20 protein-coding genes are annotated in these 19,166 nt (G+C 68.2%); 14 read left to right on the top strand and 6 right to left on the bottom strand.

Annotated elements, in window-relative coordinates:
• The first annotated feature begins 129 nt into the window (after window positions 1-129).
• Window positions 130-1,074 carry a tRNA dihydrouridine(20/20a) synthase DusA gene (gene dusA / locus ACE3P6_RS04915; protein ID WP_374392190.1) on the top strand — a complete coding sequence of 315 codons (945 nt, stop codon included), beginning with the start codon at window positions 130-132 and terminating at the stop codon, window positions 1,072-1,074.
• Here the strand turns inward: dusA and ACE3P6_RS04910 are convergent.
• Complete coding sequence (locus tag ACE3P6_RS04910) at window positions 1,056-2,249, bottom strand: multidrug effflux MFS transporter (RefSeq protein WP_374392188.1); 1,194 nt, start codon at window positions 2,247-2,249, stop codon at window positions 1,056-1,058. The two genes, dusA and ACE3P6_RS04910, sit on opposite strands and share 19 nt — an antisense overlap.
• A gap of 146 nt (window positions 2,250-2,395) precedes the next feature.
• On the opposite strand from ACE3P6_RS04910, the gene ACE3P6_RS04905 reads away from it, so the two are divergent.
• Together ACE3P6_RS04905 and ACE3P6_RS04900 are read left to right on the top strand one after the other, a co-directional pair.
• Window positions 2,396-3,214 carry a sulfite exporter TauE/SafE family protein gene (locus ACE3P6_RS04905; RefSeq protein WP_374392185.1) on the top strand — a complete coding sequence of 273 codons (819 nt, stop codon included), beginning with the start codon at window positions 2,396-2,398 and terminating at the stop codon, window positions 3,212-3,214.
• The gene (locus ACE3P6_RS04900) at window positions 3,208-3,960 is read left to right on the top strand and encodes a hypothetical protein (RefSeq protein WP_374392182.1); all 753 of its coding nucleotides are present in this window, start codon (window positions 3,208-3,210) and stop codon (window positions 3,958-3,960) included. The genes ACE3P6_RS04905 and ACE3P6_RS04900 overlap by 7 nt, the downstream gene beginning before the upstream one ends.
• A gap of 118 nt (window positions 3,961-4,078) precedes the next feature.
• On the opposite strand, the gene ACE3P6_RS04895 is transcribed toward ACE3P6_RS04900, so the two are convergent.
• Genes ACE3P6_RS04895 through ccmI form a run of 3 tightly spaced genes read right to left on the bottom strand, consistent with a single transcriptional unit; the run spans window position 4,079 to window position 5,983 of the window.
• Complete coding sequence (locus ACE3P6_RS04895; protein WP_374392179.1) at window positions 4,079-4,309, bottom strand: DUF1289 domain-containing protein; 231 nt, start codon at window positions 4,307-4,309, stop codon at window positions 4,079-4,081.
• A gap of 4 nt (window positions 4,310-4,313) precedes the next feature.
• Window positions 4,314-4,787: a Holliday junction resolvase RuvX gene (gene ruvX / locus ACE3P6_RS04890; protein WP_374392177.1), complete on the bottom strand. Its 474-nt coding sequence runs from the start codon at window positions 4,785-4,787 to the stop codon at window positions 4,314-4,316.
• The gene (gene ccmI / locus ACE3P6_RS04885; protein ID WP_374392174.1) at window positions 4,784-5,983 is read right to left on the bottom strand and encodes a c-type cytochrome biogenesis protein CcmI; all 1,200 of its coding nucleotides are present in this window, start codon (window positions 5,981-5,983) and stop codon (window positions 4,784-4,786) included. The genes ruvX and ccmI overlap by 4 nt, the downstream gene beginning before the upstream one ends.
• 259 nt (window positions 5,984-6,242) lie before the next feature.
• Here ccmI and ACE3P6_RS04880 point away from each other — a divergent pair, with 259 nt between their 5' ends.
• From ACE3P6_RS04880 to ACE3P6_RS04845, 8 genes are all read left to right on the top strand, one after another.
• Window positions 6,243-7,490, top strand: coding sequence for a sarcosine oxidase subunit beta family protein (locus ACE3P6_RS04880; RefSeq protein ID WP_374392172.1), 1,248 nt, complete (start codon window positions 6,243-6,245; stop codon window positions 7,488-7,490).
• Window positions 7,491-7,593: 103 nt separating this feature from the next.
• Window positions 7,594-7,950 carry a hypothetical protein gene (locus ACE3P6_RS04875; protein WP_374392169.1) on the top strand — a complete coding sequence of 119 codons (357 nt, stop codon included), beginning with the start codon at window positions 7,594-7,596 and terminating at the stop codon, window positions 7,948-7,950.
• Between the two features lie 57 nt (window positions 7,951-8,007).
• Entirely contained in the window at window positions 8,008-8,763 is a 756-nt protein-coding gene (locus ACE3P6_RS04870; protein ID WP_374392166.1) for an FkbM family methyltransferase, read from the top strand.
• Between the two features lie 25 nt (window positions 8,764-8,788).
• Window positions 8,789-9,124 carry a sarcosine oxidase subunit delta gene (locus ACE3P6_RS04865; protein WP_374392163.1) on the top strand — a complete coding sequence of 112 codons (336 nt, stop codon included), beginning with the start codon at window positions 8,789-8,791 and terminating at the stop codon, window positions 9,122-9,124.
• The gene (locus ACE3P6_RS04860; RefSeq protein ID WP_374392160.1) at window positions 9,121-12,036 is read left to right on the top strand and encodes a sarcosine oxidase subunit alpha family protein; all 2,916 of its coding nucleotides are present in this window, start codon (window positions 9,121-9,123) and stop codon (window positions 12,034-12,036) included. The genes ACE3P6_RS04865 and ACE3P6_RS04860 overlap by 4 nt, the downstream gene beginning before the upstream one ends.
• On the top strand, window positions 12,029-12,559 hold the full coding sequence (locus tag ACE3P6_RS04855) for a sarcosine oxidase subunit gamma (RefSeq protein WP_374392158.1): 531 nt from the start codon (window positions 12,029-12,031) through the stop codon (window positions 12,557-12,559). The genes ACE3P6_RS04860 and ACE3P6_RS04855 overlap by 8 nt, the downstream gene beginning before the upstream one ends.
• 68 nt (window positions 12,560-12,627) lie before the next feature.
• Window positions 12,628-13,050, top strand: coding sequence for a hypothetical protein (locus ACE3P6_RS04850; protein WP_374392155.1), 423 nt, complete (start codon window positions 12,628-12,630; stop codon window positions 13,048-13,050).
• Window positions 13,051-13,163: 113 nt separating this feature from the next.
• Window positions 13,164-13,766, top strand: a complete 603-nt coding sequence (locus tag ACE3P6_RS04845) for a superoxide dismutase (protein ID WP_374392152.1) — start codon at window positions 13,164-13,166, stop codon at window positions 13,764-13,766.
• Between the two features lie 57 nt (window positions 13,767-13,823).
• On the opposite strand, the gene ACE3P6_RS04840 is transcribed toward ACE3P6_RS04845, so the two are convergent.
• The gene (locus ACE3P6_RS04840) at window positions 13,824-14,375 is read right to left on the bottom strand and encodes a TIGR00730 family Rossman fold protein (RefSeq protein ID WP_374392149.1); all 552 of its coding nucleotides are present in this window, start codon (window positions 14,373-14,375) and stop codon (window positions 13,824-13,826) included.
• Between the two features lie 86 nt (window positions 14,376-14,461).
• Here ACE3P6_RS04840 and ACE3P6_RS04835 point away from each other — a divergent pair, with 86 nt between their 5' ends.
• Window positions 14,462-15,799: an Ig-like domain-containing protein gene (locus ACE3P6_RS04835; RefSeq protein ID WP_374392146.1), complete on the top strand. Its 1,338-nt coding sequence runs from the start codon at window positions 14,462-14,464 to the stop codon at window positions 15,797-15,799.
• Here ACE3P6_RS04835 and ACE3P6_RS04830 read toward each other — a convergent pair.
• Window positions 15,766-16,125, bottom strand: coding sequence for an ArsR/SmtB family transcription factor (locus ACE3P6_RS04830; protein WP_374392143.1), 360 nt, complete (start codon window positions 16,123-16,125; stop codon window positions 15,766-15,768). The two genes, ACE3P6_RS04835 and ACE3P6_RS04830, sit on opposite strands and share 34 nt — an antisense overlap.
• A gap of 108 nt (window positions 16,126-16,233) precedes the next feature.
• Between ACE3P6_RS04830 and ACE3P6_RS04825 the strand changes: the two genes are divergently transcribed.
• On the top strand, window positions 16,234-18,099 hold the full coding sequence (locus ACE3P6_RS04825; RefSeq protein ID WP_374392225.1) for an ABC transporter ATP-binding protein/permease: 1,866 nt from the start codon (window positions 16,234-16,236) through the stop codon (window positions 18,097-18,099).
• Between the two features lie 88 nt (window positions 18,100-18,187).
• On the top strand, window positions 18,188-19,166 hold a 979-nt coding region (locus ACE3P6_RS04820), incomplete at its 3' end, for a caspase domain-containing protein (RefSeq protein WP_374392141.1).

Below are 19,166 nucleotides of genomic sequence, written 5' to 3'. Positions count from 1 at the left end.
CCCATCTGCCGGATGACGGGTGTCGCGGGACCTGACGAGGACGAATGACGCATGACCGTCGTCGGTAAATCCGAAGAAACCCAAGAAGCTCCCGCACCGGGTGCCGCCCACCGCCTGTCCGTCGCGCCCATGATGGACTGGACGGACCGGCACTGCCGCGTCTTCCACCGCCAGATGACCCGGCGGGCGATGCTTTATACCGAGATGGTGACCGCCCCCGCCATCGTCCACGGACCGAAGCCCCGCCTCCTTGACTATTCCGCCATCGAACATCCCGTCGCGCTGCAACTCGGCGGCTCCGACCCGCGCGAACTGGCCGAGGCCACCCGCATCGCCAATGCCTGGTCCTACGACGAGATCAACCTGAACTGCGGCTGCCCCTCGGACCGGGTGCAATCCGGCTGCTTCGGTGCCGTCCTGATGGAACGCCCCCAGCTCGTCGCCGACTGCGTCCGCGCGATGCAGGGCGCGACCGACACCCCCGTCACCGTCAAGTGCCGCATCGGCGTCGATGAACAGGACCCGGAAACCGTGCTGCCCGCCTTCATCGAGACGCTGGCCGGGGCAGGGGTCCGCCACATCATTGTCCATGCCCGCAAGGCCTGGCTCCAGGGTCTCAGCCCCAAGGAAAACCGCGAGATCCCGCCGCTCGACCACGGGCTTGTCGTCCGCATGAAGCAGCGCTTCCCCGAGCTGACCCTCTGCATCAACGGCGGCATCACCAGCCTTGCGCAGGCGAAGGCTCTCCTAGACCGGGGCCTCGACGGCGTCATGCTGGGCCGCGCGGCCTACCACGACCCCGCCAATAACCTGATCGGTGCCGACGCGCTCTGGGGCGACGCCTTCGCGCCCGACCCGCTGGCCGTCGTCGACGCGATGCGCCCCTACATCGCCGACCACCTCGCGGCGGGGGGACGGCTGCACCAGATCACCCGCCACATGCTCGGCCTTTTCCAGGGCAAGCCCGGCGCGCGGGGCTGGCGGCGGGTCCTCTCCGAACAGGCCAGCCGCGACGGCGCAGACCTGAACGTGATCGACCGCGCGCTGGCCGAACTTCAGGCCCGCGCCGCCTGACGCGGGATCAGCCGCGACAAGACCAGCACCAAGGCGCCGCACAGCGCAATCGCCCCCAGCATCGGCGGCGCCGTCCCGTCCAGGAACGGCCCCGCCAGCACCACCAGCAGCCCCGCCGCCATCATCTGCAAGGTGCCGCCAAGCGAGGCCGCCAGTCCCGCAATCGCGCCATGCTCCTCCAGCGCCTGCACCTGCGCGCTGGGCATCAGCACGCCCAGGAACATGTTGCCGACGAACAGCGTCGTCATCATCACCGGCAGGCTCGCCAGCCCCGCCAGCGCCAGTCCGAAGCCCGCGAAGGTCGCCAGCGCAAAGCCGATGGTCGCCCGCCGGATCATCCGCAGCGTTCCCACCCGCGCCGAGATCGTGGCCGAGAACTGCGAGGCCACGAAGAAGCCCACCGCGTTGACCGCGAAGGCCAGCGAGAACTGCGTCGCCGTCAGCCCGAAGCTGCCGATGTAGACGAAGGAGGCCGCGGCGATGAAGACGAAGAAGCTGGCGAAGGCGAACCCGGCCAGGAAGGTCATCACCAGGAACCCCCGGTTGGTCAGCAGGGTCCGCGCGCCCCTCAGCGTGCTCGCCATGTCGAAGCGTTGCCGGTTCGCCTCGGCCAGCGTCTCGGGCACCGCGAAATGGATCAGCGCCGCGCTGAGGATCGACGCGCCGAGCAGCGCCCAGAACACCAGCCGCCAGCTGCCGATCGCCAGAAGCCCCGCGCCCGACAGCGGGGCCAGCAGCGGCGAGACGGCGATCACGATCATGATCGTCGACATCATCCGCGTCGCCGCCGGGCCGGTGGCCATATCGCGGATCACCGCACGCAGGACGACCATGTTCGCCGCCCCGCCCGCGCCCTGCACCATCCGGCCCAGCACCAGCCAGCCGAGCGACGGCGCCAGCGCGCAGGTCACGGTGCCCAGGATGAAGAGCGCCAGCCCGACATAAAGCGGCGGCTTCCGCCCGGCCTGGTCGGCCCAGGGTCCATAGACCAGCTGCGCCAGGCCGAAGGTGATGAAATAGCCGACGATGGTCCATTGCACCTCGTGCTGGCTGGCACCCAGGTCGCGCCCGATATCGGGCATCGCGGGCAGGTACATGTCGATGGCAAAGGGCCCGACGGCCGCGACCAGCCCCAGGATGATCGACATCGAGGTCGGGGAAATGCTGCGGGTCATGAAGAACCTTCCTTGCGATGCATGCGGCGAAAGGACGCAGGACTACTCTGCCCGGCGCGGAAAGGAAAGGCCCGCCCGGCATTTCCCCGCTGGCCTGCACCGCGCCCGCCCGCTAAACCGTCGCAACGCCCATCAGGATCCCGCCCATGCCCGACCTTGCCACAGCCCTGCCGATGCTTGCCGTCCTTCTTGTCATCGGTGCCTTCGCCGGGGTGGTCGGCGGCCTCCTTGGCGTCGGCGGCGGGATCGTGCTGGTCCCGGCCTTCTTCTATGCCTTCGGGCATCTCGGCTATGGCGGCGACCAGCTGATGCAGGTCTGCGTCGCGACCTCGATGGCGACCATCGTCATCACCTCGATCCGCTCCGTCTCCTCGCACAACAAGAAGGGCGCGGTCGACTGGGGCGTGCTCCGGGCCTGGGGGCCGACCCTGGTGATCGCTGCTGCCATCGGCACCTTCGTCGCGGGCAAGGTCTCCTCGACGACGCTGCAAGCCGTGTTCGGCGCGCTGGCCGGTCTGGCCGGCCTCTGGATGGCCTTCGGGCGCGACAGCTGGCGGCTGGGCGACCACATGCCCGAACAGCCCGTCCGCAGCGCCCTTGCCGGGGCGGTCGGCTTCTTCTCCGCCATGATGGGCATCGGCGGCGGCACCTTCGGCGTGCCCTTGATGACGCTCTACGCCATGCCGATCCACCGCGCCGTCGCCACCGCCTCGGGCTTCGGCGTGCTGATCGCCGTGCCCGCGCTTCTGGGCTTCCTGCTGCTGCCCATCGCCGAGGCGCCACCCTACAGCATCGGCGCCGTCAACCTTCCGGCCTTCCTCGTCGTCATCGGCACCACCCTGATGACCACGCCGCTTGGTGTCCACCTTGCCCATGCGATGAACCCCAAGCCCCTGAAACGCGCTTTCGCCGTGTTCCTGACCCTCGTCGCGCTGAACATGCTGCGCAAGGTGCTGGGATGGTGACGGCTGTTGCCGAACCGGGCTGGCATCGCATCGGCCCCGACCCGGCTATCGCCGCCTGGGCCAGCGCTGCCCGCCAGGCCGCGCTCGACCACCTCGCCACCACCGATGAGACATGGCGCTGCGGCGGCACCTGGTTCGTCGGGGTGGACGCGCTCCCGAACGCCGCGGACGGCAGCCTCCACGGCACCGCCTTCCCCTGGGCGGCCCTGCCGCTGCCCCCCGAACCCCTCCACAAGGCGCAGCTTTCGGTGATCCGCCCTGGCTACCCGCAACTCTCGCCTGACGAAACCCCCGCCGCCTTCGCCTTCCGCCGCGACCGCGACGCCGCCCATCTCGACGGCCTCCTCGCCATCGGCCCCGACAAGCGCCGGATGGTCAGGGAACCCCACGCCTGGATCCTCGGCCTGCCGCTGAACGAGGCCCCCGCCTCCCCCCTGACCGTCTGGGACGGCAGCCACGCCCTGATCCGCGCCGCGCTCCTGAAGGCTCTTGCGCCCCACCCGCCGGAAACCTGGGGCGACACCGACCTGACCGCCGCCTACCAGCAGGCCCGCCGCGAGGTCTTCGCCACCTGCCGCCGCATCGAGCTGCCTGCAAGGCCGGGCGAAGCCACGCTCCTCCACCGCCTCACGATCCACGGCGTCGCCGCCTGGAAGCCCGGCGACAGCGCCCCGCCCGAAGGCCGGATGATCGCCTACCTCCGCCCGCAACTCCCCAGCGTCAGCGACTGGCTGACCAGACCCTGAGTTGCTCTTTCCGAAATACTCTCGGGGGTTTGGGGGTGAAACCCCCAACCGGAGACAAGCGGGCGCAAGTCCCGCGCAGGCGACCCAAGGACTCCGTGCCGCAAGGCACTCCGCTTTGCTAGCGTTCCAGCCGGGCCATCCGCCCGCCGCGCCGCTTCTGCAGCCGGGGCGCGCGCGAGGGCAGGTCCGCAATCACCGCCGCCCGTTCCTCATGCGTCATCCGCGACCAGCCGGAGATCTCCTCGATCGACCGCATGCAGCCGACGCAGATGCGTTCCTCGGGATGCACGACGCATAGCCGGACGCAAGGCGAAGCGATCTCGTCGCGTTTCCAGACGTCGTCCTTCACGGGCTTACCCTCGGCCAAGATGCGCCATCCGGTCCAGCGCTCCCTGCAGGATATATCCGGCAGCCACCTGGTCGATCACTTCTTTCCGACGTTTTCTCGACGTATCCGCCTCCAGAAGCGCGCGTTCCGCCGCCACCGTCGACAACCGCTCGTCCCAGTAGCAGATCGGCAGCGCCGTCAGCTTCTCCAGATTCCGCGCGAAAGCCTGCGTCGCCTGCACCCTGGGCCCCACCGTCCCGTCCATGTTCAACGGCAGTCCCAGCACGATGCCGAAGGCCCCCCGCGCCTGCAGCAGCGCCAGGAGCTTCGCCGCATCCAGGGTGAACTTCTCGCGCCGGATCACCTCGATCGGCGTCGCCACCTGCCGCCGCAGGTCCGACAGCGCGACACCGATGGTCTTGTCGCCCAGGTCCAGCCCCGCAATCGCCCGGTTCGGGGGCAGGGCGGCGACGAACTCCTCGACGCCAGCGCAGATCACGGGGTCAGCCCGCTTTCGACCGCCGCCTGTTTCAGGAACGACAGCTCCGCCGCCTGTCCCGCGAACTTGGCCCGCGCCTCGTCGTAGATCTTCTGCGCCTCGTCCTTCCGTTCCAGCACCGCCAGCGAGCGGACCAGCTTGTTCCACTCCTCGACCGTGCCGCCCTCCGTCGCCAGCCGGTCGGAAAGCTGCGCCACCATCCCCTCGATCATCTGCTGGCGCTCCTCCGGGCTCATCTCGCCCGCCGCCGCCATGTCCCCGGCAGAGGGTCCGTCCCCTTCGGCGGCGGGCAGCGCATAGCGGATGCCCGCCAGCTCGGCCACCTGTTCGATCCGCTCGCGGATCGAGCCGACCCAGGGCGATCCCGGCGTGCCATGCTCGGCCAGCGGGCGCCAGAAGCGGAAGGTCTGGTCATAGCGACCGCCCTGCAGGAACATCTCGCCCACCAGATAGCGCGACAGCTCGTTGCCCATGTCCTGCTGCAGGCTCGCCCGCAACTCCGCCTCCGCCTCGGGCGAGACATAGCCCTGCGCCTCGGCCACCAGCGCCAGCGCCATGTTGGCATGATCGTTGGCCGAGGCCTGGTCCCCGCGCAGCGCAAGGATGCGCTCCTGCACCCGGACGGCGGCCTGCATCTCGCCCGCCTCGAACCGGCTGCGGAACTGCTCCTGCAAGGCCGCGATGTCGCTCACAGCGGCCAGCTCGGCGGCCAGCGTCCCGTCCAGCGCCGCGTCCCTTGGCGTCTTCAGGGTTGCCAGCTCCGCCTCCTGGCTCGGCCGCGCCGCGATCCCGGCGTCCAGCGCCTCCAGCCGGGGGGCCAATGCCATGTCGGCATAGCCCGGGGCGCCAAGCCACCAGTAGGCCGCCAGCCCGCCCGGCACCACCAGCGCCAGGATCACCCCCGCCAGCACCCCGGTCCCGCCGACGCCCGTGGCGACCGATCCCGCCTTGCGCACCCGACCCGCCTCGATCACCCGCTTGCCGATCTCGGCCCGAAGCCGCGTCGCATCCTCGGCCCCGATGGTGCCCCGCGCAAGGTCACGGTCGATCTCGGCCAGCTGGTCCTTGTAGACGGCAAGGTCAGCCTCGGCACTCTCGGCCCCCGGTTTCGGCGCCCGGCCCAGGGCGCGGACCAGCACGACCGCGACCAGAAGCGCGAGGCTCGCGGCCACTGCCCAGAAACCCCAGCCTGTCATCGCCTGCCTCGTCCGTCACCATCGCGCGGAAGCCCTGCGCGGTCCGGCCCCACATAGTCGTTTCACCCCGGCCAAGAAAGGGGCATTCGGCCGCAGCGCCCCGCCCGCCGGGGCGCGGGGCGGCAATCACCGGGTTGCGACAACGGGTTTGTCGCATTTTTCCCGATTGTGCCGCAGAAAGGTGCGGCTATAACCCGCTTCCGTTCCAAGAAATCCCTGCCGGACTCTCCCGGCGCATCCCGTCCGACATGAGGCCCCGATGAAGCGCTATTCGGTCTTTGCCATCGCCCGCGAAGCACTCCGCTACCACATGGGTTGGGAACGCGCCTGGGCCTCGCCGGAACCCAAGGCCTCCTACGACGCGATCATCGTGGGGGCAGGGGGCCACGGCCTCGCCACCGCCTACTACCTCGGCAAGAACTACGGCATCACCAATGTCGCGGTGATCGAGAAGGGCTGGCTCGGCGGCGGCAACACCGGGCGGAACACCACCATCATCCGTTCGAACTACCTGCAGGACCCCTCGGCCGCGATCTACGAAAAGGCCCGCAGCCTCTATGAGACGCTGAGCCAGGACCTGAACTACAACGTCATGTTCTCCCCCCGCGGCCTTCTGATGCTGGGCCAGACCCATCACGAGGTGCGGGGCTACCTGCGCACGGTTCACGCCAACGCCCTGCAAGGCGTGCAGACCGAATGGATCTCGCCGCAGCGGGTGAAGGAACTGGTGCCGATCATCAACATCGACGGCCCCCGCTACCCGATCCTCGGCGCGCTCTACCAGGCGCGCGGCGGCACCGCCCGGCACGATGCCGTCGCCTGGGGCTATGCCCGCGCCTGCTCGGCGATGGGGATGCACATCATCCAGAACTGCGAAGTGAAGGGCGTCCGGTCGGAAAACGGCCAGGTCACCGGCATCGACACCACCAGGGGTTTCATCGGCTGCAAGAAGCTCGGCATGGTCGTTGCCGGACACTCCGGCCAACTGGCCGAGATGGCCGGCTTCCGCCTGCCGATCGAGGCGGTGGCGCTCCAGGCGCTCGTCTCCGAACCGATCAAGCCCTGCATGGACGTGGTCGTCATGGCCAACACCGTCCACGGCTACATGTCGCAATCCGACAAGGGCGAGATGGTGATCGGCGGCGGCACCGACGGCTTCAACAACTACACCCAGCGCGGCAGCTTCCACCACATCGAGGAAACCCTCCGCGCGCTGGTCGAAACCTTCCCGATGATCTCGCGCCTCAAGATGCTGCGGCAGTGGGGCGGCATCGTCGACATGACCGGCGACCGCTCGCCGCTGATCTCGAAGACCCCGCTCGGCAACTGCTTCATCAACTGCGGCTGGGGCACCGGCGGCTTCAAGGCGATCCCCGGCTCGGGCTGGGCGATGGCCGAGCTGATGGCCAAGGGCGAACCCGGTCCGCTGGCGGAAGATTTCAACATGTGGCGCTTCAAAGACGGCCAGTTCATCGACGAATCCGTCGCTGCCGGGGTCGCCCACTGATGCATCCGGTTCGGCAACTCCTTGCCGATCCCCGGCCCGGGCGGAACCCTCCTCCCGGCGCCCAAGTTTCCATGCCAGTTCGCAACAGCATGGAGACACTCCAATGGCCGACCAAGACAACTACAAGACCTACGTCCGCGAAACCCGCACGACCGAATCCTCGGGCGGCAGCATGGCGCTCATCGTCGGCGGCCTCGTCGTCGCCGTGGGTTTCATCCTGTGGCTGGTCTTCGGCACACCCGCCCCGGTCGCAACGACCGACCCGGTGTCCGACACCACCAACGTCACCATCGAGCCGGGTAACGCCCCGGCAGACACCACGACCAACGTCACCATCGACCCCGCGCCCGATGCGGCGGCTGACCCGGTCATCGTCCCGGCCGAACCGGCTGCCCCTGCCGACGGCGCTGCCGAACCGGTCGCTCCGGTCGAGCCTGCTGCGCCTGCGACCAACCCGTAAGGCGTTCTCTTCCGGCGCGCGCCCGACCGCGCGCGCCGTTCTTTCCGGGGTCCGGACATGATCCGCGACCTCGGCCCCTTCATTCCGAAACGCGCGCACAAGCTGGACGCCCCGATCCTGACCATGCTCCTGAACGGGGTGCATGACCGCCATCAGGGACAGGTCTTCGTCCTTCAGGTCGGCGCAGGATCGGGCGACAACGGCCTTCCCCTCCTGCAGCGCTTCCGCGATGACGGCTGGTCCGGCCTTCTCATCGAACCGCATCCGCAGAATTTCGCCGGGCTCGACGCGCTGCACGCGAAGGGCGACCGCGTTGCGGTGCTGAACCTTGGCATCTCGGACCTCGCCGCCAACCTGCCGCTGCATTCCCTCACGCCCGAGGCCGAGGCGGTCCAGCGCCGCGCTCCGCGTGGCCGCGCCTCGCTGATCCGCGACCGCATCGCCACCCCCGGCACCCGGCCCGAGGACATCACCAGCACCGAGGTACCCTTCCTGCGGATGGACACCGTCCTTGGCGAACTCGGCATCGACAGCGCCCAGATCGTCGCCGTCAACGCCGGCGGGCATGAGGCCCAGGTGCTGACAAGCTTCGACCTCGCCACACTGGCCCCTTCGCTCGTCCTCGTCCACTCCACCCCCGGCACTGCCGCCGACGAGGCCTGCATCGCCACCCTTGCTGCCGCGAGCCTGCACCCGTTCCGCATCGCGGGCTGGCTGGCAGGCCTGGCTCCCGACCGACTTGCCGTCCCCCTGGAAGAGCTTCTGACCTTCTTCCAGAAGGGCCTCGGCGCCCCGCAGGACACCGAAGAATGACCCCCGCACAATTGGGAAGACCCTCATGCTGATCCTCGAATGCCCCTACTGCGGCGTGAAGGCCGAAGAGACCGAGCTTTCGCCCGGCTACGAGGCGCACCTCAAGCGCTTCGGCCCCGGCTCCTCGCCCGAGGAGTTCGAGGCCTACATGTTCGCCCGCAAGAACCCCAAGGGCGTGCATTTCGAACGCTGGCGCCACAGCTACGGCTGCGGCAAGTGGTTCCTCGCCGCCCGCTGCACCGCCACTTTGGAGGTCTTCGGCACCTATCCCGCGCAGGTCTCCGAACCCCCCGCCGACATCATCGCGAAGATCCAGGCCCGCAGACCGGACTGGCGGCCTGACTGGAAGGACATGAAATGAGCACGCGCCTCGCCAAGGGCGGCCGGTTGATCGACCGCACCGCGCCCGTCGAATTCTCCTTCAACGGCAAGCGCCTCAAGGGCTTCCAGGGCGACAGCCTCGCCGCCGGGCTTCTGGCCAACGATCAACTGATGGTCGGCCGCAGCTTCAAGTACCACCGCCCGCGCGGCATCGTCGCCGCAGGCCCGGAGGAACCCAATGCGCTGGTGAACCTCGGCACCGGCGCCCGGCTGGAGCCGAACCAGCGCACCACCACGACGGAGCTTTTCGACGGGCTGGAATCGACCAGCCAGAACCACTGGCCGAGCCTCGAATTCGACGTGGGCGTGGTGAACAACTACGTCGCCCGCTTCCTGCCCGCGGGCTTCTACTACAAGACCTTCATGCATCCGCGCCCGTTCTGGAAGCATGTGTTCGAGCCGATCATCCGCCGCTCGGCGGGCCTCGGCAAGGCCCCGACCGAACGCGACGCCGACCGCTACGAACAGGCCTATGCCTTCTGCGACGTGCTGGTGGTGGGCGCTGGGGTCTCGGGCCTTCTCGCCGCGAAAGCCGCCGCTGACGCAGGCCAACGGGTGATCCTGCTGGAACAGGCCCCGACCCTCGGCGGCCGCGCGCCCGTGGACGAGACCGAGGTGCAGGGCCAGCCGGTCGAAGCCTGGCTCAGGGCGATCGAAGCCGACCTCATGGCGCGTGACAACGTCACCCTCCACACCCGCACCTGCGGCTTCGGCGTCTATGACCACGGCTATGTCCTCGCCGACGAGCGCGTCGCCGACCATACCCCCGGCGATGGCCGTCCGAAGCACCGGCTCTGGCGCATCCGGGCGGGCAAGATCATCAGCGCGACCGGAGCCGTCGAACGCCCGCTCAGCTTTGCCGGAAACGACATCCCCGGCGTGATGCTGGCCGGGGCGATGCGCGACTATGTGGTGAACTACGCCGTCTCGCCCGGCGACCGGACCGTCGTCGTCACCAACAACGACAGCGCCTACCAGACCGCGCTGGCGCTGAAGGCCGCAGGCCTCGACGTGCCCGCCATCCTCGACGCCCGCGACCAGGCCACCGGCGCGCTGCCCGAGGCCGCCCGCGCCGCTGGCATCCGTGTCCTGACCGGCAAGGCCATCGCCAAGGTCAAGGGCGGCAAGCGTGTGACCGGCGTCACCGTCTGCGCCCAGGCGGGCGAGGGGGCCGTGCAGGAGGAAATCGCCTGCGAGGCCGTCGCCATGTCCGGCGGCTGGTCGCCCGTCGTCCACCTGTGGAGCCACTGCGGCGGCAAGCTTCTCTGGGACGAGACCATCTCCGCCTTCGTCCCCGATCCGGCCCGCCCGCCGCTGAACCACGACGGCTCGGCGATGGTCGAAGTCGTCGGCGCCGCCTCGGGCGACCTCACCCTCGACGGCAAGCCGACGATCCCGCCGGTCTGGGTCATGCCGCAGGGCGCGCCCATCGCCTACCGCAACAAGATGTGGCTCGACTACCAGAACGACGTGAAGGTCTCCGACGTGCAGCTTGCCGCGCGCGAGGGCTATCTCAGCGTCGAACATACCAAGCGCTACACCACGCTCGGCATGGCGACCGACCAGGGGAAACTGTCGAACATCAACGGCCTGGCCATCCTTGCCGATGCGCAAGGGTCCCAGATCCCGCAGGTCGGCACCACCACCTTCCGCCCGCCCTACACGCCCGTCACCATCGGCGCGCTGGCCGGGGAATCGCGGGGCGACATCTTCCAGCCGCTCCGCCGCACGCCGATGCACGAGGCGCATGAAAAGGCCGGGGCCTATTTCGAACCGGTCGGCCTCTGGCGCCGCCCCTACTGCTTCCCCCGCGCAGGCGAGACGCACGAACAGGCCGTCCACCGCGAGGTGATCAACACCCGCCAGAACCTCGGCCTCCTCGACGCCTCCACCCTCGGCAAGATCATCGTCAAGGGCCCCGACGCGGGCCGCTTCCTCGACATGCTCTACACCGGCGTCATGTCCACGCTGCCGGTCGGCAAGTGCCGCTACGGGCTCATGTGCAACGAACAGGGCTTCCTCTCCGATGACGGCGTCGTCGCCCGCATCGACGAGGACACCTGGCTCTGCCACACCACCTCCGGCGGGGCCGACCGCATCCACGCCTGGATGGAAGACTGGCTGCAATGCGAATGGTGGGACTGGCAGGTCTACACCGCCAACGTGACCGAGCAATATGCGCAAGTCGCGGTCGTCGGCCCCAACGCGCGGAAGCTCCTGCAAGTGCTTGGCGGGATGGATGTTTCCAAGGAAACCCTGCCCTTCATGCAATGGGCGGACGGCACGCTTGGCGGCTTCCCGGTCCGGGTCTACCGGATCAGCTTCTCGGGCGAACTCAGCTATGAGATCGCCGTCCCCGCCAGCCACGGCGCGGCCTTCTGGGCCGCCTGTCAGGAAGCAGGAAAAGCGCTGGGCGCCATGCCCTACGGCACCGAATGCCTGCACATCATGCGCGCCGAGAAGGGCTTCATCATGATCGGCGATGAAACCGACGGCACGGTGATCCCGCAGGACCTGAACCTCGACTGGGCGATCTCCAAGAAGAAGGCCGACTTCCTCGGCAAGCGCGGCCAGGAACGCACCCACCTCGCCAGCCCCGACCGCTGGAAACTGGTGGGCTTCGAGACGCTCGACGGCTCCGTCGTCCCCGACGGCAGCTACATCGTCGCCGACGGGGTGAACGCCAACGGCCAGCGCAACGTGCAGGGCCGGGTGACCTCGACCTACCACTCGCCGACGCTGAAACGCGGCATCGCGATGGGCCTTCTGAAGCACGGGCTCTCCCGCATGGGCGAGGTGGTGGAGTTCAACACCGCCGCCGGTGGCACCGTGAAGGCGAAGGTCCGCGACACGGTCTTCTTTGACAAGGATGGGGAGAAGCAGAATGTCTGACCCGGTTTCGGCGCTGAACGGCGCCAGCTTCCAGGGCTTCGCCGCCATCCGCGAGATCGGCCCCCTGGGCATGATCACGCTCCGTGCCAAGGGCGTGAAAGCGCTGGACAAGGCGATCAAGGCGGTGACGGGGACGAAAGTGCCCGCCCAACGCCGGATCGAGGTGAACGGCGACCGTGCCTGCGGCTGGATGAGCCCGGACGAATACCTGCTCATCGTCCCCTATGCCGGGGTCGGCGAAGCCCTGGCCTCCCTCGCCAAATCGCTGGCGGGTGAGCATCATCTTGCCGTCGATGTCTCCGACGCCCGGGCCGTGTTCCGGGTCGAAGGCGAAAGGGCCGCCGAAGTGCTGGCGAAACTCGCGCCGGTCGATTTCGACAAGCTGGAACCGGGCGAGTTGCGCCGCAGCCGCACCGCACAGGTCGCGGCGGCCATGTGGCGGCAGGACGGCGGCTTCACCCTGGTCTGCTTCCGCTCGGTCGCCCGCTACGTCTTCGACCTTCTGGAGAATGCGGCACACTGACAGGCTTGACAGCCGGACGCCATCTTCCATTCTTTCAGCATCGACAATTGGATGAATGAGGATTTGGAATGGCGTTCGGTAAGTATGCGGTCGCAGTTGGTTTTCTGGCGATTTCCGGAGCTTTCGGCCCTGCGGCGGCCAAGATCACCCAGTATGAATGCAAGTTTCCCTACGAAGAGGCTCGCGGCGGTGGCTGGATCCCGGAGATCCTGATTCTCACCGACGACGACGTAAAGGGCGAGATCACCGTCTTCGACCCGGTCATCAAGCATTTCGTCGGCAATCCGATCCCGGCAAAGCTGAGCGGCCGCACCAAGGCCCGCTCCACCTACACCTGGGAACTGAGCTACCGGAACCGGGGGCAGGGCGGTCGGATGATCTATACCTTCTCGTATTTCAACAACGGCCAGCCCGCCAAGATGAAGGGCGAGCCCGGTGGATACGACAACAGCTGGACGGGCGAGGGAACCTGCAAGGTCTCGAAGGGTTGATCCGTAAGCCGTAGTCCGGCGCAAGGGGGCAGAAGCAAGGTCGCCGCACCTTGACCTTCCGCAAGGAAGCCCCCTTATTCGTCCCAAGCCTTCACCCAACAGGAGAGACCCTCATGGCCTTCACCCTTCCCGATCTTCCCTACGCCCACGACGCGCTTGCCGGCCTCGGCATGTCGAAGGAGACGCTGGAATATCACCACGACCTGCACCACAAGGCCTATGTCGACAACGGCAACAAGCTGATCGCCGGGACCGAGTGGGAGAGCAAATCCGTCGAAGACATCGTCCGCGGCACCTACCAGGCGGGCGCCGTCGCGCAGAACGGCATCTTCAACAACGCTTCCCAGCACTGGAACCACAACCAGTTCTGGACCTGGATGGCCCCGGGCGAGGGCAAGAAGATCCCCGGCGCGCTGGAAAAGGCGCTGACCGAAAGCTTCGGCTCGGTGCAGAAGTTCAAGGACGATTTTGCCGCCGCCGGTGCGGGCCAGTTCGGCTCGGGCTGGGCCTGGCTCGTCAAGGACAAGGACGGCAGCCTGAAGGTCACCAAGACCGAGAATGGCGTGAACCCGCTCTGCTTCGGGCAGACCGCGCTTCTCGGCTGCGACGTTTGGGAGCATTCCTACTACATCGACTTCCGCAACAAGCGCCCGGCCTACCTGACCAACTTCCTGGAAAAGCTGGCGAACTGGGAAGCGGTCGCCGCCGCCCTCTGATCGGCGCCCAGACCCTTGCGAAAGGCCCGCAGCACCCCTGCGGGCCTTTTCCCTTGCTCAGCCCAGGGCACCCGCCAGCGCCGCCTCCAGCGCCGGGACATCCGGCACCGTCTGGAAATGCCGCTTCAGCGAGGCATCCGCAAAGCCCTCGGCGATCACATGGTCGACCAGCCCGACCAGCGGCTGCCAGTAACCTTCCACGTCCAGCAGAAGGATCGGCTTGCCGTGCAGCCCGATCTGCGCCCAGGTCAGCACCTCGAAGAACTCGTCCAGCGACCCCGCGCCGCCCGGCAGCACCACCACCGCGTCCGAGTTCATGAACATCACCTTCTTGCGCTCGTGCATGTCCTCGGTCACGACCATCTGCGCCCGGTCGCGGGCCTGGCGCTCGCGGCCCAGAAGATGCACCGGGATCACCCCCAGCGTCGGCGCGCCCGCGGCCATCGCGGCCTTCGCCACCTCGCCCATCAACCCCACGTCGCCCGCTCCGAAGACCAGCCGCCAGCCGTTCCGTGCCAGCATCGCGCCGGTCGCCTGTGCGGCAGCCGCATGGGCCGGGTTCCGGCCGGGACGAGAGCCGCAAAAGACGCAGACGGACCGAAGGGGCATGGGAGCGCTCGAAAACAGTTGCTTTGCCCCGTCATATAGCGATTCCTGATGACAAGGAACGGCATAGGCCGGGGGGGAGAGACGGGATGGCGGCATTCAGGGCGCTTGCCCCGGGGGCAAAGGTGGCGATCCTGCTTCTGGGCGGGGCCGTGGTGGCCGGTGGCGGATATGCGGCCTGGCAGATGACGCGACCTGACCCGGCACCAGTGGCCGCAGCCGAAGTCGCCGCTCCCGAACCCGCCAAGGCAACCCCTGACCCCGCCGCACCGGCACCCGCACCCGAACCGACGCCCGCACCCGCCGCCGCGCCAGCCGAACCCGCCCAGCCGGTGATCGACACCTGGCGCGTCGCGGCGGATGGCGCGGCCGTCGTCTCCGGCAATGCCGAACCCGGCGCAACCATCGAGATCATGGTCGACGGCGCTCCGGTCGCCAGCGGCACCGCCACCGCGTCCGGCGAGTTCGCCATCCTCTTCACCCTCGCGCCGAACCCCAAGCCCAGCCTGATGTGGCTGTCGATGACCCTGCCGGATCACGACCCCGTCCCGTCCGCAGAGATGGTCGCCCTCGGCCCGGTCGAAGGCCCGAAGCCTGTCCCCGCCGAAGAACCGGCCCCGACGGAAACCGTCGCCGCCGCCGAGGCGCCCGCCGCCCCGCCCGCCCTTCTCTTGTCCGAGGAAGGCGCCGTCGTCCTGCAGGACCCCGCCCCGCCCGATCCCGCCGCTGCACCCGGCACCAGCGTGATGATCGACACCATTTCCTATACGCCGGAAGGCGAGGTCCAGATCGGCGGGCGCGGGGCGGCGGGGGCGGCCCTGCGGATCTACCTCGACAACGTTGAGACGGCGACCACGCAGGTGCCGCAAACCGGGCTCTGGCTCGCGATCCTGCCCGACACGCCGCCGGGCATCTACACCCTGCGCGTCGACCAGCTGGACGCGGCAGGCAAGGTCACCTCCCGCTTCGAAACCCCCTTCAAGCGCGAGACGCTGGAGGCGCTTGCCGCCGCCACGGGCACCGAACCCGCCCCGCAGGCAACCGCCGCCCCGGACACCCCCGCCCAGCCGCAAGAGGCAGCGCCCGAGCCCGCTGCCAGCGCAACCGAAGTCGCCGCAGCGGAACCCGAACCTGCCGCGCCGGAAGGCGTTTCCGAACCTGCCACCGAACCAGTGCCCGAACCCTCCGCGGAACCCGCCGCAGCCGAGGCCCCGGCAGCCCAGCAGTCCGCGCCGGAACCCGTCGCGGCGGCAGCCCCGGTGACGGTAACCGTGCAGCCGGGCTTCACCCTCTGGGGCATCGCGCAGGAACGCTACGGCAACGGCGTGCTCTACGTTCAGGTGTTCGAGGCGAACAAGGACAAGATCAAGGATCCCGACCTGATCTACCCCGGTCAGGTGTTCTCGGTTCCCGAAACCGCGCCCTGAAGCACGCCAGCCCCATGCGAACAGGCGGCCCGCACCTCCGGGTGGTCGCAGCAGCAATGGTTCAGCACATAGGCGATCGTCGCCCCGATCCCACGCGCGTCCACGCTGTAGAACACGTTCCGCGCCACCTTGCGCGACCGCAGAAGCCCCGCCTGTTCCAGCGCCGACAGGTGGAACGACAGGCGCGGGGCCGCGATCCCCAGGGCTTCCGCGATCTGGCCAGCCGCCATCCCCTCCGCGCCCTGCGGGGTCAGCAGGCGGATCAGGTCGAGCCGCGTCTCATGCGCAAGCGCCGACAGGGCGGCAAGGGCTTTACTTCGGTCCATCGTTCAACTATTCAAGAAACCTTGAATTGACCATAGCCGACCCGGACCCGCCACGCAATCCCGTTGGCCGCGCGCCGGACACGCCATCCAGGACCCCCGATGCGCCGCATGACCACGACCGCCACCTCTGCCGACCAGGGCATTGCCCGCGCGCCTGCCATGACCACCATCCGCCGCGTCGCGCCCTATCTCTGGCCGGACGGGCAGGCCTGGGTAAAACGCCGTGTCGTCATCGCGCTTCTGTTCCTGCTTGCGGCGAAGCTCGTCTCGGTCTCGACGCCCTACCTCTACAAGCTGGCCGTCGACAGCCTCTCGAACGAGGCGGGCACCGACCCCCGCGCGCTGATGGGCCTTGGTGCCGTGGCGCTTGTCGTCGCCTATGGCTTCGCGCGGCTTGGCGCCGTCGTCTTCGGCGAGTTGCGCGATGCCGTCTTCGTCCGCGTCGGCCAGCGCGCCATCCGCCGCCTCGCCATCGAAACCTTCACCCATATCCACCAGCTTTCGCTGCGCTACCACATCACCCGCAAGACCGGGGGCCTTTCCCGCATCATCGAGCGCGGGGTGAAGGGCGTCGATTTCCTCCTGCGCTTCATGCTCCTCTCCATCGGCCCGCTGATCCTGGAACTCACGATGGTCGCGGTGATCTTCGCCTGGGTCTTCGGCTGGCAATATGCCGCCGTCGTCATCGTCACCATCACGCTTTATGTCTGGTTCACCTTCACCGTCACCGAATGGCGGGTGAAGCTCCGACGCGAGATGAACGACCAGGACACCGATGCCAACCAGAAGGCCATCGACAGCCTGCTGAACTACGAAACCGTCAAGTATTTCAACGCCGAAACGCGCGAGGCCGACCGCTATGACGGCGCCATGCGGCAATATGAAACGGCGGCGGTCAAGACCGGCCTGTCGCTTTCCTTCCTCAACATCGGCCAGGCAGCCCTGATCACCACCGGCCTCGTCATCGTCATGGCGATGAGCGCGCTTGGCGTGCAGGCGGGCCGCCTGACCGTCGGCGATTTCGTCATGGTCAACGCCTACATGATCCAGATCACCATGCCCTTGAACTTCCTTGGCACCGTCTACCGCGAGATCCGGCAGGCCCTCGTCGACATGGGCGAGATGTTCGCGCTTCTGGGCCAACCGGCCGAGATCACCGACGCGCCCGATGCCCAGCCTCTGCAGGTCCGGGCGGGCGAGATCACCTTCGACAACGTGCATTTCGCCTACGAACCGGCACGCGAAATCCTCAAGGGCGTCTCCTTCACCCTGAAGCCCGGCCAGAAGCTTGCCCTCGTCGGGCATTCCGGCAGCGGCAAGTCCACCATCGGGCGGCTTCTCTTCCGCTTCTACGACGTGACCTCGGGCGCGGTCCGCATCGACGGGCAGGACCTGCGCGCCGTGACGCAGACCTCGCTTCACGCCCAGATCGGCGTCGTGCCGCAGGATACCGTCCTCTTCAACGACACGATCCGCTACAACATCGCCTATGGCCGCGACGGCGCGTCCGAGGCCGAGATCATCGCCGCCGCCAAGGCCGCACGCATCCACGACTTCGTCATGCGCCTGCCCGAAGGCTATGAGACCAAGGTCGGCGAACGCGGCCTCAAGCTCTCGGGTGGTGAAAAGCAGCGCGTCGGCATCGCCCGGACGCTGCTCAAGAACCCGCCGATCCTGATCCTGGACGAAGCCACCTCGGCGCTCGACACCCAGACCGAACGCTCGATCCAGGAAAGCCTGGCCGAGATGGGGCAGGGCCGCAGCGTCATCACCATCGCGCACCGGCTGTCCACCATCGCCGACGCCGACCAGATCCTCGTCCTCGACGATGGCCGGGTCATCGAACGTGGCACGCATGACGACCTTCTGGACCAGGGCGGCGTCTATGCCGCGATGTGGCAGCGTCAGGTGATGGAAGAGGCCGAGCTTGCCCCCGCCGAGCCCGAAGCCAACCGCGCCGTTGCCGCGCAATGACGGCATGAAGCCCGCAACATGACAGGCTTTTTCCTTTGACCATCCGGTCAGGCTTCAGCATTCTGCCCGCACCCGATGGGAGTGGGCGATGCTGTTCCGGCGTCTCGGTCTTGTTCTGATCCTCTGGCTTTGCGGCGTCACCGTCGCACTGGCGGAAAAGCGCGTCGCCCTTCTGATCGCCGCCGAGGATTACGACTTCGTCCGTCCGCTGGAAAACCCCCTGAACGACGCCCGCGCGCTTGAAAAGGTGCTGGAAGGGCTGGATTTCGAGGTCTTCGTCGAAACCAACCGCGACCTGAAACGCACCCGCCGCGCGCTGGACGACTTCAAGGAAGACGCCAAGGGCGCCGATGTCGCGCTCCTCTTCTACGCGGGCCACGGCGTCGCGCTGGATGGTGTGAACTACCTCCTGCCCACCGACGCCGACGCCTCTTCCGCCGCGAAACTGGCCGAGACCGCGCTTCCGCTCTCCGAGGCGCAAGAGGTGATCCAGTCCGTCGCCCCCGTGGCGATCATCCTGCTCGACGCCTGCCGCGACGACCCGTTCTCCGGCGGGGGCAAGGAGGGCAGGGGGGCCGCAGCACTTGACGATGACCCGCCCGATGCCCCGAAACCGAAATCCGGCCTTGGCCGCATGGGGCGCGCCGATGGCGTCCTCTTCGCCTTCTCCGCCGCCCCGAATGAGACCGCCTCCGATGGCGACGAAGCGAACTCCCCCTTCACCGCCGCCCTCGTCCGCCACTTCGCCACGGCGGGGGTGGAGCTTCGCACCGCCCTCACCCTCGTCCAGCAGGACGTCTACGACCGCAGCCGCGGCAAGCAGCTGCCCTATATCGAATCCGGCCTGCCCGAGCTGGTCTTCATCTCGGGCCAGGGCGCGCAGAGCGAACGCGACCAGCTCCTGATCGCGATGGCCGACCTCACCCCCGACATCCGCGCCGAAGTGGAAACCCTTGCCGCCGAGCGCAACCTGCCGCTCGCGCCGCTCTACGCCGCCCTCCTCTCCGCCGACCTCGGCAGCCAGACGCCCGAGGACCGTGCCACCATGCTTCTGGGCGCGGCGCCGT

This window comes from Tabrizicola sp. (assembly GCF_041911175.1).
In the GTDB taxonomy this organism is placed as follows: domain Bacteria; phylum Pseudomonadota; class Alphaproteobacteria; order Rhodobacterales; family Rhodobacteraceae; genus Tabrizicola.
The sequence above is the reverse complement of the archived record's forward strand: the minus strand, read 5'-3'. Positions and strand labels throughout refer to the sequence as shown.